Annotated in this window: 13 protein-coding genes; 6 read left to right on the top strand and 7 right to left on the bottom strand. The window is 71.9% G+C overall.

Annotated elements, in window-relative coordinates:
• Nucleotides 1–42: 42 nt before the first annotated feature.
• Together ABZY33_RS06115 and ABZY33_RS06110 are read left to right on the top strand one after the other, a co-directional pair.
• Complete coding sequence (locus ABZY33_RS06115) at nt 43–2,088, top strand: beta-galactosidase (RefSeq protein WP_356490273.1); 2,046 nt, start codon at nt 43–45, stop codon at nt 2,086–2,088.
• Nucleotides 2,089–2,289: 201 nt separating this feature from the next.
• Complete coding sequence (locus ABZY33_RS06110) at nt 2,290–3,180, top strand: NAD(P)-dependent oxidoreductase (RefSeq protein ID WP_356490295.1); 891 nt, start codon at nt 2,290–2,292, stop codon at nt 3,178–3,180.
• Between the two features lie 28 nt (nt 3,181–3,208).
• On the opposite strand, the gene ABZY33_RS06105 is transcribed toward ABZY33_RS06110, so the two are convergent.
• The 6 genes from ABZY33_RS06105 to ABZY33_RS06080 all read right to left on the bottom strand — a co-directional run bounded on the left by ABZY33_RS06105 (nt 3,209) and on the right by ABZY33_RS06080 (nt 8,498).
• Complete coding sequence (locus tag ABZY33_RS06105; protein WP_356490272.1) at nt 3,209–4,462, bottom strand: hypothetical protein; 1,254 nt, start codon at nt 4,460–4,462, stop codon at nt 3,209–3,211.
• A gap of 9 nt (nt 4,463–4,471) precedes the next feature.
• A complete protein-coding gene (locus ABZY33_RS06100; RefSeq protein WP_356490271.1) occupies nt 4,472–5,263 on the bottom strand; it encodes an inositol monophosphatase family protein in 792 nt (263 codons plus the stop codon).
• Nucleotides 5,260–5,886, bottom strand: a complete 627-nt coding sequence (locus ABZY33_RS06095) for a 2'-5' RNA ligase family protein (protein ID WP_356490270.1) — start codon at nt 5,884–5,886, stop codon at nt 5,260–5,262. The genes ABZY33_RS06100 and ABZY33_RS06095 overlap by 4 nt, the downstream gene beginning before the upstream one ends.
• Nucleotides 5,883–6,737, bottom strand: a complete 855-nt coding sequence (locus tag ABZY33_RS06090) for a carbohydrate kinase family protein (protein WP_356490269.1) — start codon at nt 6,735–6,737, stop codon at nt 5,883–5,885. The genes ABZY33_RS06095 and ABZY33_RS06090 overlap by 4 nt, the downstream gene beginning before the upstream one ends.
• Nucleotides 6,734–7,996, bottom strand: a complete 1,263-nt coding sequence (locus ABZY33_RS06085; protein ID WP_356490268.1) for a DUF4145 domain-containing protein — start codon at nt 7,994–7,996, stop codon at nt 6,734–6,736. The genes ABZY33_RS06090 and ABZY33_RS06085 overlap by 4 nt, the downstream gene beginning before the upstream one ends.
• A 94-nt stretch (nt 7,997–8,090) precedes the next feature.
• Nucleotides 8,091–8,498: a CoA-binding protein gene (locus ABZY33_RS06080; protein WP_356490267.1), complete on the bottom strand. Its 408-nt coding sequence runs from the start codon at nt 8,496–8,498 to the stop codon at nt 8,091–8,093.
• Between the two features lie 331 nt (nt 8,499–8,829).
• Here ABZY33_RS06080 and ABZY33_RS06075 point away from each other — a divergent pair, with 331 nt between their 5' ends.
• Nucleotides 8,830–9,750, top strand: coding sequence for an arabinan endo-1,5-alpha-L-arabinosidase (locus ABZY33_RS06075; protein ID WP_356490294.1), 921 nt, complete (start codon nt 8,830–8,832; stop codon nt 9,748–9,750).
• 10 nt (nt 9,751–9,760) lie between these two features.
• Here the strand turns inward: ABZY33_RS06075 and ABZY33_RS06070 are convergent, their stop codons facing one another.
• Nucleotides 9,761–11,734, bottom strand: coding sequence for an amino acid transporter (locus tag ABZY33_RS06070; RefSeq protein ID WP_356490266.1), 1,974 nt, complete (start codon nt 11,732–11,734; stop codon nt 9,761–9,763).
• A 139-nt stretch (nt 11,735–11,873) separates the two neighbouring features.
• Between ABZY33_RS06070 and ABZY33_RS06065 the strand changes: the two genes are divergently transcribed.
• The 3 genes from ABZY33_RS06065 to ABZY33_RS06055 all read left to right on the top strand — a co-directional run bounded on the left by ABZY33_RS06065 (nt 11,874) and on the right by ABZY33_RS06055 (nt 16,424).
• A complete protein-coding gene (locus ABZY33_RS06065; RefSeq protein WP_356490265.1) occupies nt 11,874–12,494 on the top strand; it encodes a YigZ family protein in 621 nt (206 codons plus the stop codon).
• A 259-nt stretch (nt 12,495–12,753) separates the two neighbouring features.
• The gene (locus ABZY33_RS06060; protein ID WP_356490264.1) at nt 12,754–14,151 is read left to right on the top strand and encodes a lectin; all 1,398 of its coding nucleotides are present in this window, start codon (nt 12,754–12,756) and stop codon (nt 14,149–14,151) included.
• A 38-nt stretch (nt 14,152–14,189) separates the two neighbouring features.
• The gene (locus ABZY33_RS06055) at nt 14,190–16,424 is read left to right on the top strand and encodes an RICIN domain-containing protein (RefSeq protein ID WP_356490263.1); all 2,235 of its coding nucleotides are present in this window, start codon (nt 14,190–14,192) and stop codon (nt 16,422–16,424) included.
• Nucleotides 16,425–16,458 lie beyond the last annotated feature (34 nt).

Genomic DNA, 16,458 nt, shown 5'->3' with positions numbered 1-16,458 from the left:
CCCCGCGCGCCCGAACGACCCCGCTCCACCGGAAGGACCCCGATGACCGGCCCCCGCACCACCCGTTTCCCGTACGCGAAGGGCCCCGACGGCGCCCGCAGGATCGGGTACGGCGCCGACTACAACCCCGAGCAGTGGCCGCGGGAGGTGTGGCGGGAGGACGTCCGGCTGATGCGCGAGGCCGGGGTGAACATCGTCTCCCTGGCGATCTTCTCCTGGGCAAGGATCCAACCCACCGCCGACAGCTGGGACTTCACCTGGCTCGACGAGGTGATGGACCTGCTGCACGCGGGCGGGATCGGCGTCGACCTGGCCACCGCCACCGCGTCCCCGCCGCCCTGGCTCACCACCGCCCACCCCGGGATCCTGCCGGTGACCGCCACCGGAGAGACGCTCTGGCCCGGCGCACGCCAGCACTGGCGGCCCACGTCACCCGTCTTCCGGGACCACGCGCTGCGCCTCGTGCGCGCGCTGGCCACCCGGTACGCCGGCCACCCGGCCCTCGTCGCCTGGCACGTCAACAACGAGCTGGGCTGCCACAACGTCTACGACTACTCCGACGACGCGGCCCGCGCCTTCCGCGCCTGGCTGCGCCGCCGCTACACCACGCTCGACGCGCTCAACCACGCCTGGGGCACCGCCTTCTGGTCCCAGCGCTACAGCGACTGGGACCAGCTCCTGCCGCCGCGGCTCGCGGCCTCGCACCCCAACCCGACCCAGCAGCTCGACTTCAAGCGGTTCTCCTCCGACGCCCTCAAGGAGCACCTCGTCGCCGAGCGCGCGGTGCTGCGCGAACTGACCCCGCGCACCCCCGTGACCACCAACTTCATGGTCATGGGCGGTACCAGGGGCATGGACTACGCGGACTGGGCCGGCGAGGTGGACTTCGTCGCCAACGACCACTACGTCGTCCCCGGACCGCAGGACCGCGACGAGCTGTCCTTCGCAGCCAGCCTCACCAGCGGGATCGCGGACCACCAGCCCTGGTTCCTCATGGAGCACTCCACCAGCGCCGTGAACTGGCAGCCGGTCAACCTCGCCAAGAAACCGGGCGAGCTGGCGCGCGACTCGCTGCTGCACGTGGCACACGGCGCCGACGCCGTCTGCTTCTTCCAGTGGCGGCAGTCGGCGGCCGGCGCCGAGAAGTACCACTCGGCGATGGTCCCGCACGCCGGGTCCGACAGCGCGCTGTTCCGGTCCGTCGCGGAGCTGGGCCGCACCCTCGACGCGCTCGCACCGGTCGCCGGGTCGGTGCGCGAGGCCGCGCGCGTCGCTCTGCTCTTCGACTGGGACTCGTGGTGGGCCGCCGAGCACGACTCCCACCCCACCACGCGCCTCGGCTACCACCGCGAGGCCCTCGACTGGTACTCCGCGCTGCTGCGCCTCGGCGTCCGCGCCGACGTCGTGCCCGCCCACCGCACCAATCTCGCCTCGTACGACGTCGTGATCGCGCCCGTCCTGCACGTGGTGCCGCAGCCGCTCGCCAAGGAGCTGACCCGCTACGCCGAGTCCGGCGGCCACCTCGTCACCACGTACTTCTCCGGCGTCGTCGACGAGAACGACCACGTGTGGCTCGGCGGCTACCCCGGGGCGCTGCGGGAGCTGCTCGGCATCCGCGTCGAGGAGTTCGGCCCGCTGCCCGACGGCGACAGCGTCGCCCTCGACGACGGGACGACCGGGACGGTGTGGACCGACCGGATCGACGTGACCGGCGCGGACGTCGAGGTGCTCGCCCGCTACCGCACCGGCAGCCACACCGGCCGCCCCGCCGTCACCCGCCGGTCCACCGGCGCGGGTTCGGCCGCCTACGTCTCCACGCGCCTGGGCGTCGACGGGCTCACCGCCCTCCTGCCGGGCCTGCTCGCCCCGGCCGGCGTGGAGTCGGAGCTCCCGCCGCAGGCCCGCGGGCTCGTGGAGCCGGCCGCGCGCCGCGACGCGGACCACCGCTACCTCTTCCTGGTCAACCGGAGCGACACGGCCGTGCCGGTGCCCGGGATCACCGGTGACGTGCTCATCGGCCCGGACCCGGCGGACGGGCTCGTCCTGCCGCCGCGGGCGGTCGCGGTCCTGCGCCAGCCCGGCCACTGACCCACACCGTGCGGTACGAACGGTCGGCCGCCGAAGGCGGTATGTGTGCACCGATGCCGCCGACGGCCGGCGGGCAGGCCAGGGACCCGGTCGACCGGCGGGAACGCCCGCGCCTCCGACGGCTCACCCGGAGCCGCGCGCGCCCCGGCTGTTGTCTAGGCTCGGTCGGGGCGACCACCGAGGAGAGGCGAGGACGTCATGATGAGGGAGCGGCTGACCGTAGCGGTCCTGGGCACCGGCATCATGGGCGCGGCCATGGCCCGCACCATCGCGCGAGCCGGACACACCGTCCGCGCCTGGAACCGCACCCGCGCCAAGGCCGAACCGCTCGCCGCCGACGGCGTACGCGTCGTCGGCGCCCCGGCCGAGGCGGTGACGGACGCCGACGTCGTCCTGACGATGCTCCACGACGGTCCGGCCGCCCTGGACGTCATGCGGCAGGCCGCAGACGGGTTGCGGCCCGGCACCCTCTGGGTGCAGTCCACGACGGCGGGCCTCGACGGGCTCGGCGACCTGGCCGCCTTCGCCGCCGCCCACGGCCTCGTCCTCTTCGACGCGCCGGTGCTCGGCACCCGCCAGCCCGCCGAGGCCGGGGAACTGCTGGTCCTGGCCGCGGGCCCGGCCGCCCACCGGGACGCGGTGGCCCCCGTCCTCGACGCCATCGGCTCCCGCACGGTGTGGACGGGGGAGGACGGCGCGGCCGGTTCGGCGACGCGGCTGAAACTCGTGGCCAACAGCTGGGTGCTGGCCGCGACGAACGCGGCCGGCGAGGTGCTCGCCCTCTCCCGGGCCCTCGGCGTCGACCCGCAGCACTTCTTCGACGCCATCGCGGGCGGCGGCCTCGACCTGCCCTACCTGCGCCTCAAGGCGGGCCTGGTCCTGGAGGACCGGCTGACCCCGGCCCAGTTCGCGGTCGACACGGCGGCGAAGGACGCCCGCCTCATCGTCGAGGCGGGCCGCAGCCACGGCATCCGCCTCGACGTCGCCGAAGCGAGCGCGGCCCGCCTGACCCGGGCGGCGGAGCAGGGGCATGGGCAGGAGGACATGGCGGCGGCGTACTTCGCGTCGTTCGAGGGACGCTGCGACCGCTGAGCGGCGCGCGTGCCGCGCGGCACCGGCGTCATCGCGGACCTCGCCGCAACAGCGCCCGCAGCATCTGCCGGGCGGGCCGGACCACGGCGACCACGACCACCGCGCCGGCCACGGCGGCCAGGGCCGAGATCAGGAAGAGGCGGGGGTGTGGCTCTCCCCAGACGGCGGCGGAGGAGAAAGCGATGCCGATGGGCAGACCCAGGATCGTCAGCAGGCCGAGCGCCGCGTTGACGCCGCGATTGGTCACGGCCTCGACGAGGCGGGCCGCGTCGGAGAGTTCACTGATGATGTTGTCGAGCAGGGCCGGCAGCGCGTGCTGGTCCTGGAACTGCCGGAGCAGCTCGTTCCCCTTGCCGCGGACGGTGACGTGGCTGAACCAGAGGCGACGCCGGACGTTCATGAGCCGGTGTTCCAGAGAGGCGAGGGCGTCGGCGTCGAGCCTGCCGGCGGGGGTGCTCGCCACCGCGTTCGCCACCTCGTTCAGCGCATACAGCTGCATGACGCCGATCAGGACGGCATCCAGGTAGATGCTGTGTACGTGTGCTTCCGCGAGGGCGTGGAAGCCCTCGTCCTCCCGGTCGGGAGTCATCCCCACGAAGGCGGCGCCCTCGCGCAGGACGAGGGCCCGCCAGTCGGCGGAGAACACCACCGTGCCCGAGCGGACGGCGGGCTCGTCCGGGTCGGGGGCGAAGCGCTCCTCGGAGCAGGCGGAAGCCAGGAGCCACAGCCACTGGTCCACGGGTGACCAGCCGGTGTAGGGGGCGGACATGACGGGCGCGGGCCGGTCCTCGAAGGTCACGTGGGCCAGCGTCCGGGCCCGGGTGCTCGACTCCACCAGCTGTGTCCCGGCCGGGAGCAGCGCTTGCAGCGCGTCGCGCCCCGTCCCGCTCGGAGTGCTCGCGGTGGCGAGCCGGGAGAGCCGTTCGAGGGCGGGTACGGGGCTCGCACCGGGGGAGCCAGGGTCGGTCAGATCGACGTGGAGGACGGCGAGGCCGAGCCCGTCGCGCACCAGCGGCATGCGCAGGATCTCCACGCCGCGTACGCAGGCGCCGGTGAGCGGTACGGGCGTGGCGAACTGGCGGTGCCAGCGCACGGGAGCGCCGTCCGTCCCGTAGAGCACTTCTTGCAGCCGCGACTCGAAATACGTGAGGCGGAGTTCGCGATCGGCGGCCTCCGCGCGCCGGGGGAGGCGGACCGGGTAGGGCCCGGGACGCCAGGGTGCCGGTGGCTTCGTCAGGCGGACCTCGAAGATCACGCAGCCCGAACCGCGGCGCAGACGCACGCGTCCTCCTCAGGTGGATGCACTCGTGGCCGTCCAGAGGTCGATCAGATCGTGCGCCAACTCCGCGGCACCGGCCGCAAGCAGCGGAGAATCCCAGCTGAAGCCAGCTCCGCGGGCCCCCAGGACGACCCCGCCCCGGTCCTGGACGAGCGCGATACCCGCCGCCACGTCCCACGGCTTCGGGGCGAGGCACACGCAGGCGTCCAGCCAGCCCTCGGCGACGCCGACCAGGTCCATGCTCATCGCGCCCAGCATGCGGACGCGGTAGGCATCGGCGTGCAGCCTTCCCACGAACGAGGCGGTGACGGCGGGGTCCCCGGAGCCCGTGCCGGTGAGGCCGACGACGGCGTCGGACAGGTGGCGGACCTCGGAAGGTGTTCCGTCCTGGGTGGTCGGACCCCGCGTGCTCCAGCGGCGGCCGAGGGCGGGTGCGTCGATGACGCCCAGAACCGGCCTCCCGCCGTCGACCAGAGCCAGCGACACGGAGTAGAAGGGTGCTCCGCGGGCGAAGTTCATCGTGCCGTCGATCGGGTCGAGGACCCAGCAGCGGGACGGCAGCGCCCTTTCCGGTCCAGCCCCGGCCGGCGCGGCCGCCTCCTCGCCGACCAGCGGAATGTCGGGGGTCCGCGCCCTCAGGAGATCCGTCACGAGGGACTGGACGCCGAGGTCGGCGTCGGTGACCTCCTCTCCTGTCGGCTTGTACCGCGTCGCCGAGAGCCGGCGGCCCGCACGGTCGAGCCACGCGGTCGCGGCGGCTGCGGCTTCCTCGGCGCAGGGAAGCAGCGGATGGTCGCGGTTCACGGAACGTTCAGCGGGCGCTCGGCCAGAACCCGGGCGTGCGCGCCGTTCTCCCCCATGACGTAGCAGCTCATCCGGTCGAAGACCCAGTCCTGGGCGACCTCGGTGCGCGTGGACGCGGTGTCGACGATGGTCCGGGCGGCCTGTTCGCCGGTCCGCCCCAGTGTGATGTGCGGGGCGTAGGCCGCACCGGTGTAGCGGTAGCCGTAACGGGCATAGCTGGTCCGCTCGGCTTCGGTGTACTGGGAGGTGTCCTTCGTCGTGTCGAAGGCACTCCGGTCGAGGTGGGGCGTCAGGACGGCGAGCGTCGTCTCCTGCAACGTGTCGAGGACGGGCGGGCGCGTGAGACCGAGGAACACCCAGCCCGTCGGCTGGTAGTGGATCCCGGTGAAGCCGAGGTGGAGTTCGGCCGGCAGGCTCAGGGCCGTCCCGATGCGCTCCAGGTCCTGCTCCGGGACCAGGGATTCGGCGAACGGGCCCTGGAACACCGTGACATGGGGCAGATTGCCGTCCGGTGCCAGCGGTGGCTGCAACCCGTGGTCGGTGCCCAGCGCGCGCTGTATCCGGATCGCGGCCCGGAGATGGTCGGCACGGGGGAGCAGGGCTACGCCCAGCCACCTGGTCATGGATGTGCTCCAATCTTCATGATCACGTGCGATGCCGCATCGAGGCCTTGGCGCAGACAGGTTACGGGCGACGCGCCGTGCAGCCACGCGGCGATGACACCCGCGTCGAAGGCGTCGCCGCCACCGGTCCGGTCCACCGGCCGCAACTCCCGCGTCCCCTCGTGGAACAGCGCACCCTCCGGTGTCGCCCACAGGGCGCCGCGCGCGCCCAGTGTGAGGACCACGTGGCGCCCGACCGACACCGCCAGCTGACGCGCCGTGGCCTGCGGGTCGCCGGCCACGGCCCCCGGGAGGCGTGCCGCTTCGTCCGCGTTCATGAAGTGCAGGGCGGGGACCGGCCCGAGCGGCGTCATGTCCCGTCCGTTCCACTCGACGGAGACGGTGCATCCGGCCCGGTCGGCGAGATCGGTGAGCCGCGCCAGCGAAGCACTGGGTTCACCGACGAGGTGTACGTGGTCGGCGGTCGCCATGTCGTCCACCGTGACGGAGGCGAGCGCCCTCTCTCGGTCCGCTCCCGCGAAGGTCATCATCCGTTTGCCGCCGGAGTCGGAGAAGACGACGGCCATGCCGGTGCGGTGTGCACCGTCCGTGTGGACGAGGGAGACGTCGACACCCCCGGCCCGCAGTTCGTCCAGGCAGAGCCGGCCGGGCAGGTCGTTCCCGACCGCGGACACCAACCGGACGGCGCAGCCCGCGCGGGCCAAGCCGATGGCCGTGTTCGCGGCCGAACCACCGGGAGCCGCGCAGTAGTCACCGCCCCGCAGCTTCTCGTGGGCGCCGGGCAGCCGCTCGGACCGGATGATGATGTCGAAGTTCGTCGCGCCCACGACGAGTACGCGCGGAGCCGTCACGGTTCCCCCAGCCGGTAGCTCTCGAAGAGCACGTGCCGTACGAGGCGCTCGCGGCTCTCCGGGGTGTTGTCGATGGGGAAGCTGGCATGGGCGACGAGATCCCGTACGAGGGTTTCGAAGCGCCCGGTGTCGGATGCCAGATCATGGAAGGTGCGCATCAGGTCGTGGTGGAGTTCGGCGGCGTCCATCTCCACTTCCTGGAGCCAGTTCCTGTTGGCGATGAGGACGTTGGCCGCGGCCGACCGCAGCCGGCGCTGGGCGGCCGGCGTGAGAGCGGTCGAGTCGAGGAGTTCGAAGTACCGGTCGTCGTCGCGGGCGTGCATCCGCAGGTTCTGGCCGCCGACGGCGAGGATGTCCTTGTTCAGGTGGAACAGTTCGAGGCCGAGGTGGTGCGGGACGTCGACGATCTCCACTCCGAGGTCCCGTAATCCGGCTTCGTCGGTGGCCAGAGCCGAGAGGATGTTGCCGAACATGTCGCTCTGTCGGGGCACCGCGATCTGCGCGCCGGAAGGATCGGCGAGGAACTCCTCGGCCGTGACACCACCCCAGCGTCCGGCGCGGGCCGCCAGCAGATAGAAGTTGTGGCCCCCCATCGAGTAACCGACGCGGCCCACGGTGACGACCCCGGAACGGACCTCGTCGCTCTGCTCGGTCATCCGGCGGACACGCTGCTCGTTGTAGACGGCCACGTCGAGATTGCGTGCGGCCACGCCCGTGACCAAACCGTCCGACCAGGGGAGCTGGAGGTGGGCGACCCGGTGGCCGCGCCGCTCCACGAGGAGATCGAGGCCCGTACCGAGCAACACCGCCTTGACCACGATCAGCGTGGAGTCCGCGAGGCGGGTCGTGCACCGGCTGCGTGGTGTGGCGGCCAGCCAGCTGCGGCTCTCGTGGTCGGCCTGCGAGGCGGTCTCCTTCGAGTACCAGGAGGCCAGCTGGGTCAGGGCCTGAAGGCACGGCTGGATGTCCTCGGCGGAGATCTCGTCCCCGGCCGCCGCGTGCGCGTGACTGCCGAAGTTGCCGTAGTTCTGGATGGTGCGGACCGCGAGGACGACCTTCGGCGGCACGACGGCGCTGGTCCCCAGCACAGTGAGCAGGGCTTCGAGGGTCGGCTTGGCGCCGATCGCCTGACGCATGGCTACATCCATGAGGATCGCCTCGGCCGCCCTGCGCGCCGTGCTGAGAAAGACCTCAGGATCCTTCTGCGCGTATCCCAGGGCCTTCTTGTACAGGCGGAGCGGTTCCCCCTCATTGCCCATGACGTGACGTCAGCACCCCCCAGCTGTTACGGGCACGCTATCAAGTCCCGTCACAGCCGGGGAAGTTGTTGTCACCCCTGCGTGACGAGGCCGCTCACCCCAACCGCGGCAGCTCGATCGCCGGGCACCGGTCCATCACCATGTCCAGGCCCGCCGCCCGCGTCCGTGCCCACGCCTCCTCGTCGATGACGCCGAGCTGGAACCAGACGGCCTTCGCGCCGATTGCCGTCGCCTCGTCCGCGACCGGGCCCGCCAGGTCGCTGTTGACGAAGACGTCGACCACGTCGACCGGGAAAGGGATCGCGGCCAGCGTCGGGTAGCCCGGCTCGCCGTGGACCGTCTCCGCCTTCGGGTGGACGGGCACGACCCGCTTGCCGTGGCGCTGCAACACCTCGGCGACGCCGTACGCGGCCCGTGAGCGGTTGGACGAGAGGCCGACGACGGCCCAGGTGTCGCCGGACTCCGTGAGGATCTTCCGGATGGTGGCTGGATCGGCGTACATGGTGGCTCCCTCGGTCGCCGCAGAACTGCCTGTCTGCGGTCAACCGTGCGGGAGCGCCGCGGATTCCGGCCGGGTGGCGGGAGCGCGGCCCATTGACGCGCCGCGGGTTCGCTTCTACGGTCCCGTCCGAAGTCGCGTCCGGCGTCCGGTATGTCGAACGGACGGGGTGGTCGCGTCCGGTCCCGACGCGTCAAGGAGCCCCCGCGTGAGCCGTGTCCCCGGCCGCACCTTCGGCCACACCCCCCGTCGCACCCGAACCGCCCCCGGCCGCCGCACCCCGGGCCGGGTCTCCCGCCGCACCGGAACCGCCCTCGCCGCCGTCCCCGCCGCCCTGCTCCTCGCCCTGGTCCCGTCGACCGCCTCCGCGTACCCGAACCCCGGACGCGTCACGGGCTCCACCGTCGTGCACGACCCCACCATGATCCGTACCCCGGCGGGGCAGTACCTGCTCTACGCGACCGGCGGCGGGCTCGGGTTCCGTACGTCCGGGGACCGGATCGCCTTCTCGGCCGGGGCCGATGCCTTCGGCGCCAAGCCGTCCTGGTGGTCGGCGTACGCGAGCGAGGCGTGGGCGCCCGACATCTCCTACCACGGCGGCAAGTACCTGATGTACTACGCCGTCTCCACCTTCGGGTCCAACAAGTCCGCGATCGGGCTCGCGGGTTCGAGCACCGGGCTGCCCGGCTCCTGGACGGACTACGGCGTCGTCTACACCTCGACCACGTCGAGCGACTACAACGCCATCGACCCGAACCTCTTCGTCGACGGCGACGGCACGTGGTGGCTGTCCTTCGGGAGCTGGTGGACCGGCATCAAGATGATCCGGATCGACCCGGCCACCGGCAAGCAGTACGAGGGTGACACCGCCCGCCGCTCCCTCGCCTCCCGGCCGACCGGGACCAAGGCCGTCGAGGCCCCGTACGTCGTCAGGCACGGCAGTTACTACTACCTGTTCGCCTCCTACGACGTCTGCTGCGCGGGCACCTCCTCCACGTACAAGGTGAAGGTCGGCCGGGCGAGCAGGGTGACCGGCCCCTACTACGACAAGAACGGCGTCGCCCTGACCGACAACGGCGGCACCCCCGTCCTGGAGTCGCACGGCAGCGTCATCGGGCCCGGCGGGCAGTCCGTCACGCACGACACCGACGGCGACCTCCTCGTCTACCACTACTACGACGGGAACGACGGCGGCACGCCCAGGCTCGGGATCAACCTGCTCGACTGGAGCAGCGGGTGGCCCGTCGCCTACTGACGCACCGGCCTCAGCCGACGTGGACGCGCGGCCTGTGCGTCAGGTCCGGCTCCGCGCGGCGCAGCACCTCGCGGGTGACCGGGGCCACCTCACCGTCACCGAAGACGAGGAAGCGCAGCAGGTGGCTGACGGGGTGGCCCTCGGTCCAGTTGAAGTAGGCGTGCGGGACCCGGCCGGTACGGTCGCGCAGGGCCATCAGGACCGCGGCCAGGGTGTTGGGGACGCCGGGACCGTGGACGCGCAGGCGGCGCACCCCGTGCTTCTCCTCGCCGTGCACGGTCAGGTCCTCGGTGAAGTCGGAGGAGTCCTGCACGAAGACCTCCAGGAAGAGCACCGGGCCGCCCTCGGGGATGTGGGTGGCCTCGCGCTGGGCGTACTCCTTGTCGCGGTACGCGGCGGTGCTGTGCTCCTGCGGCTCGTTGGCGATGAGCCGCAGCGGGCCCCGCGCCGCCGCCTCGTCGACGAGCCGCGCGGCCGTGTCGTCGAAGGTGATCGCGCCCGCGCGCAGTTCGAAGGCGCGGTGCACGCGTGAGGCGAAGGAGGAGAGCAGGATCGCCACGATGAAGATCAGGGCGATCTTGATGCCGTCGGGGCGTTCGACGACGTTCGTGACGAGCGTATAGGCGAAGACCGCGGTGATCGTGCCGAAGCCGAGCGCGGCCCGCCGGTGGCCGTGCCGGTGCACGGCGACGGTCGAGGCGAACGACGCGGACAGCATGAGGACCAGGACACCGGTGGCGTAGGCGCCGGACTGGTCGTCCACGTTCGCGTTGAACCACAGGGTGATGGCGACGGCCGCCGCCATGAAGGTGAGGACCAGGGGGCGCACGGCCCGCGTCCATTCGGGGGCCATGCCGTAGCGCGGGAGGTAGCGGGGGACGAGGTTGAGCAGCCCGGCCATGGCGGAGGCGCCCGCGAACCACAGGATGCAGATCGTCGACACGTCGTAGACCGTGCCGAAACCCTCGCCGAGATACGTGTGCGCGAGATAGGCGAGCGCGCGGCCGTTCGCCGGGCCGCCCGCCTCGAACTCCCTCTGCGGGATGAGGATGGTGGTCGCGAGGCTCGACAGGAGCAGGAAACCGCTCATGATGAGCGCGGCCGTGGTGAGCAGTTTGCGCGTCTCGCGGATGCGTCCCGCCGGCTTCGCGAACGTGTCCGACGCCTCGCCCCTGACCTGCGGCATCACCGCCACGCCCGTCTCGAAACCCGACATGCCCAGCGCCAGCTTCGGGAAGACGAGCAACGCCACGCCGACCATGACGAACGGGGAGGAGTGCTCGGCCGTCATCGCCTCCCACCAGTTGCCGATCTTCACCGGCGCGGTCGCGACGTGGACGGCGGCCGTGACGAGCACCACGACGTTCAAGGCGAGGTACGCGGCCACGAGGACGACCGCGACACGGATCGCCTCCTGGAAACCCTTGAGGAACACGGCGCCGAGCGCCGCGAGCAGCACCAGGGTGATCCACGTGTTCGCGCCGTCGAGGGCCGCGGGCGCGAACGGGTTCTCCACGACGTGCGCCGCCGCGTCCGCCGCCGACAGCGTGATGGTGATCATGAAGTCGGTGGCGGCGAAGCCGAGGAGCACCAGGACGAACAGCTTCCCCGCCCACCAGGGCAGGAGCCGCTCCAGCATCGCGATGGAGCCCTCCCCGTGCGGCGACTCCTTGGCGACCCTGCGGTAGACGGGGAGCGCGCCGAGGAGGGTGAGCGCGATCAGGACGAGCGTCGCGAGCGGGGAGAGCAGGCCCGCGGCCAGGGCCGCGATCCCCGGCTGATAGCCGAGGGTGGAGAAGTAGTCCACACCTGTCAGACACATGACCCGCCACCAGGTGTGACCCTTGTGCTCCACCGGAGCGTGCGCGTGCGGCCCCTGATGGCGGGCCGTCCGGTCCGTCAGCCCCTCCAGGAGCCAGGCGCGCCAGCGAGGAGCGGGCGCGGACGGGACGGCGGGGCGCTCGGCCCGGGTGCTGCCGGTCATGTGGGGGGCTTTCTGTTCGGGCGGCTCGGGCCGCTGTCCGTCACGGGGTGCGAAGGGGCGACGAGCGAGTATCCACCACATCGTCGCCCGCACCTCGGGCGGGGGCGAGCCCGGCGCCGCGCGCGCATACGCTGGGGCGATGCCGGACGAATACCGCACCGTGGCCCGCGAGGGCGTGCACGAGACAGAGATCAGCCGCTCCCGGTTCCTGTGCGCGCTCGCGCCCGCCGCGACGGAGGAAGAGGCGGTGGCCTTCGTCGCCCGCGTCCGCAAGGAACACCCGTCGGCCAACCACCACTGCTACGCCTACGTCATCGGTGCCGATGCCTCCGTGCAGAAGGCGAGCGACGACGGCGAGCCCGGCGGCACCGCCGGGGTGCCGATGCTGCAGATGCTGACGCGGCGCGAGATGCGGTACGTCGTCGCGGTCGTCACCCGGTACTTCGGCGGGGTGAAGCTGGGCGCCGGCGGGCTGATCCGGGCGTACGGCGGAGCGGTCGGCGAAGCCCTCGACGCCCTCGGCACGGTCACGCGCCGCCGGTTCCGGCTCGCCACGGTGACCGTCGACCACGCCCGCGCCGGGAAGCTGGAGAACGACCTGCGGGCCACGGGCCGGGAGGTGCGCGACGTCCGCTACGCGGAGGACGTGGTGATCGAGATCGGGCTGCCCGACGGGGACGTGGAGCGGTTCCGGGCGTGGCTGGCCGACGTGAGCGCGGGCAGCGCGGGGTTCGAGCTGGGCGGAGAGGCGTACGGCTGACCCGGTCCCGGAGCCCGTGCTCGGGCAGGTGTGCGCCCAGGCCCCCGGGGAGCTTTCCCGGGGGCCTTCGCGCGTTCAACTCCTGTGCGGCGTACCGGGAATCCGGCCGGGTCGGCCGCCATCTCGGCTTCATCTCTTGACGGCACTGGTGCAGACCTTTAGGTTCCGGATCGCCACAGCTTCATGAATGCACTTGCTGTTCATCTCCGTGAACGCTCCTCCCCCTCCATCGCCTCCCATGAAGGGCTGTGAACCCCCTATGTCCGCCATAGCGCCTGCACCAAGACACAGGCTGACGCGCTCCACGCTCCGCGGTGTGCTCGCCACCGCGCTCCTCGCGGCGTCGGCCGGCGCCCTCGCCACGACCCCCGCCTCCGCCGCCACCGGCGCCCTCACCGGCCTCGGCGGCAAATGTCTCGACGTGGCCGCGGCGAGCTCCGCCAACGGCACGGCCGTACAGCTCTACGACTGCAACGGCACCACCGCCCAGCAGTGGACGGTCGGCACCGACGGGACGGTCCGCGCCCTCGGCAAGTGCCTTGACGTCACTGGGAGTTCGACCGCGAACGGGGCGCGGCTCCAGCTGTGGGACTGCTCCGGCGCGGCCAACCAGAAGTGGACCGTCACCGCCGCCCGCGACCTCGTCGGGCAGCAGTCCGGCAAGTGCGCCGACGTCACCGGCAACACCTCGGCCAACGGCACCCCGGTCCAGATCTGGAGCTGCACCGGCGCCGCCAACCAGAAGTGGACCGCGCCCACCGGCGGCGGCACGGCCCCCGCGGCGCCGATGGCCGTCGCCCCGTACCTCTACAACGGCTGGGGCAGCCCGCCCGACCCGGTCACGGTCATGAACGCCACCGGCGTCAAGTGGTTCACGCTCGCCTTCGTGCTCAGCAACGGCGCCTGCAACCCGCAGTGGGACGGCGGCCGCCCGCTGACCGGCGGCGTCGACCAGCGGACGATCAACGCGGTACGGGGCAACGGCGGCGACGTCATCCCCTCGTTCGGCGGCTACAGCGGCAACAAGCTGGAGAGCTCCTGCACCAGCGCCGCCGCCCTGGCGGGCGCGTACCAGAAGGTCATCAGCGCCTACGGGCTCAAGGCCATCGACATCGACCTGGAGGCCGACGCCTACAGCAACCCGACCGTCCAGCAGCGCACCGTCGACGCGCTGAAGACGGTCAAGGCGAACAACCCGGGCCTCAAGGTGATCGTCACCATCGGCACCGGCACCTCAGGACCCGACACGAGCCTCATCAACCGCGCCGCGAACTCCGGTCTGACCGTGGACAGCTGGACGATCATGCCGTTCGACTTCGGCGGCGCGGGCCAGAACATGGGGACGCTGACGACGCGCGCCGCGGAGGGGCTCAAGGGCGCCCTGAAGAACGCCTACGGTTACAGCGACGACCAGGCCTACCGGGACATGGGCATCTCCTCCATGAACGGCATCACCGACGACGGCGAGACCGTCACGACCGCCGACTTCCAGACCGTCCTGGCCTACGCGCAAGCGCACCACCTGGCCCGCCTGACGTTCTGGTCGGTCAACCGCGACCGCCCCTGCCCGGGCAGCTACCCGAACGACGACACCTGCTCGGGCGTGAGCCAGAGCGCCTGGCAGTTCACCGGCATCCTCGCCAAGTACACCGGCTGACCCGCACCGCCAACCCCCCACCACCACAGGAGAGTTCCATGCTCACACCTGTACGCAGACGGGGCGGGCAGGCCGGCCGCCTCCGGATACCGAGACTGCTCGCCGTGGCCGCGCTGGTGGCCACCACCGCGACCGGCGTCGAGTGCGCCGCGCAGGGCCCGGCGAGCGCCGCGCCCGCGGCGGCCACCGCACTCCCGACCGGCTCCACGGCCGTCGTCAACCAGGGCAGCGGCAAGTGCGTCGACGCCCGCGCCGCCGCGAGCGCGGACGGCACCGCCGTCCAGCAGTACACCTGCAACGGCAGCTCCGCCCAGACCTGGCGGCTCACCCCCACCAGCGGCGGGTACTACCGCGTCGACAGCGGCCTGGACGCCACCAAGACCTGGGACGTCACCGACGTCTCCACCGCCGACTCCGCTCCGATCCAGCTGTGGACGTACTCCGGCGGGACCAACCAGCAGTGGCAGCCCGTCGCCGAGTCCGACGGCGCGTACCACTTCGTCAACCGCAACAGCGGCAAGTGCCTGGACGTCCCCGGCGCCTCCGCCGCGGACAGCGTGCGGCTCGCGCAGTACACGTGCAACGGCACCGCCGCGCAGTCCTTCCGCCTCGGCGGCGGCGCCACGAACCCGCCGGGCACCCCCGACCTCGGCCCCAACGTGACGGTGTTCGACCCGTCCATGTCCGCCGCCGGCATCCAGTCGAAGCTCAACTCCGTCTTCGCCCAGCAGCAGACCAACCAGTTCGGCTCGGCCCGCCAGGCGCTCCTCTTCAAGCCGGGCACGTACAGCGCCGACGCCAACATCGGCTTCTACACGCAGGTCGCCGGGCTCGGCCTCTCGCCGGACGACGTGACCATCAACGGTTCCGTGCACGCGGAGGCCGACTGGTTCCAGGGCAACGCCACGCAGAACTTCTGGCGCGACGCCGAGAACCTGTCGGTCAACCCCACCGGCGGCACCGACCGCTGGGCCGTCTCCCAGGCCGCCCCCTACCGGCGCATGCACGTGCGCGGCAACCTCGCGCTCGACGACGGCGGCTGGTCCAGCGGCGGCTTCCTCTCCGACACCAAGGTCGACGGGCAGATCCGCTCCGGCTCCCAGCAGCAGTTCCTCACCCGCAATTCCCAGATGGGCAGCTGGTCCGGGTCCAACTGGAACATGGTCTTCGTCGGCGACCAGGGCGCACCCGCCCAGTCCTTCCCCACCTACACCACCGTCGCGGCCACCCCGACCGTCCGCGAGAAGCCGTTCCTGTACGTGGACAGCGCGGGCGCCTACAAGGTGTTCGTGCCCGCGCTCCGGTCGAACGCGGTGGGCACCACGTGGAGCGGGAAGACCCCGGCGGGCACGTCGCTGCCGCTGGACCGGTTCTTCATCGTGAAGCCCGGCGCCACCGCGGCCGACATGAACGCGGCGCTCGCCGCGGGCAAGAACCTGCTGGTCACCCCGGGTGTCTACCACCTGAACCAGACCATCGACGTGACGCGTCCCGACACCGTGGTGCTCGGCATGGGCCTCGCCACGTTCGTGCCGGACGGCGGGATCACCGCGCTCAGCACCGCCGACGTGGACGGCATCCAGCTGGCCGGCCTGCTCATCGACGCGGGCACCACCAACTCCGCCACCCTGGTGCGGATCGGCCCGGCCGGCGCCACCGCCGACCACGCGGCGAACCCCACCCAGCTGACCGACTTCTTCGTCCGCATCGGCGGCGCCACCGTCGGCAAGGCGACCACGTCCGTGGTGGTCAACAGCGCGGACACCGTCGTCGACCACACCTGGATCTGGCGCGCCGACCACGGCAACGGCGGCACGGTCGGCTGGAGCACGAACACGGCCGACACCGGGCTCGTCGTCAACGGCGCCGACGTGACGGCGTACGGCCTCTTCGTCGAGCACTTCCAGAAGACCCAGGTCCTGTGGAACGGCGACGGCGGCCGCACGTACTTCTTCCAGAACGAGATGCCCTACGACCCGCCGAACCAGGCCGACTGGATGAACGGGAGCGGCAAGGGCCACCCCGCCTACAAGGTCGCCGACTCCGTCACCCGGCACGAGGCGTGGGGGCTCGGCAGCTACTGCTACTTCAGCGCCGATCCCGGCGTCGTCGCCGATCGCGCCTTCGAGGTGCCGAGCACCCCCGGTGTCCGGTTCCACGACATGGTGACGGTCTCCCTGGGCGGCACCGGCACCATCAGCCACGTCATCAACACCACCGGAGGGCCCTCCAACTCCAGCACGAACGTCGCCTACCTCACCAACTATCCCTAAACCGCACAGAAGGGATGTCCGTGAGGGAGGTCAC

Source organism: Streptomyces sp. NPDC006552 (assembly GCF_040611655.1).
Taxonomy (GTDB): domain Bacteria; phylum Actinomycetota; class Actinomycetes; order Streptomycetales; family Streptomycetaceae; genus Streptomyces.
This window is presented reverse-complemented; position numbering and strand designations above follow the sequence as displayed.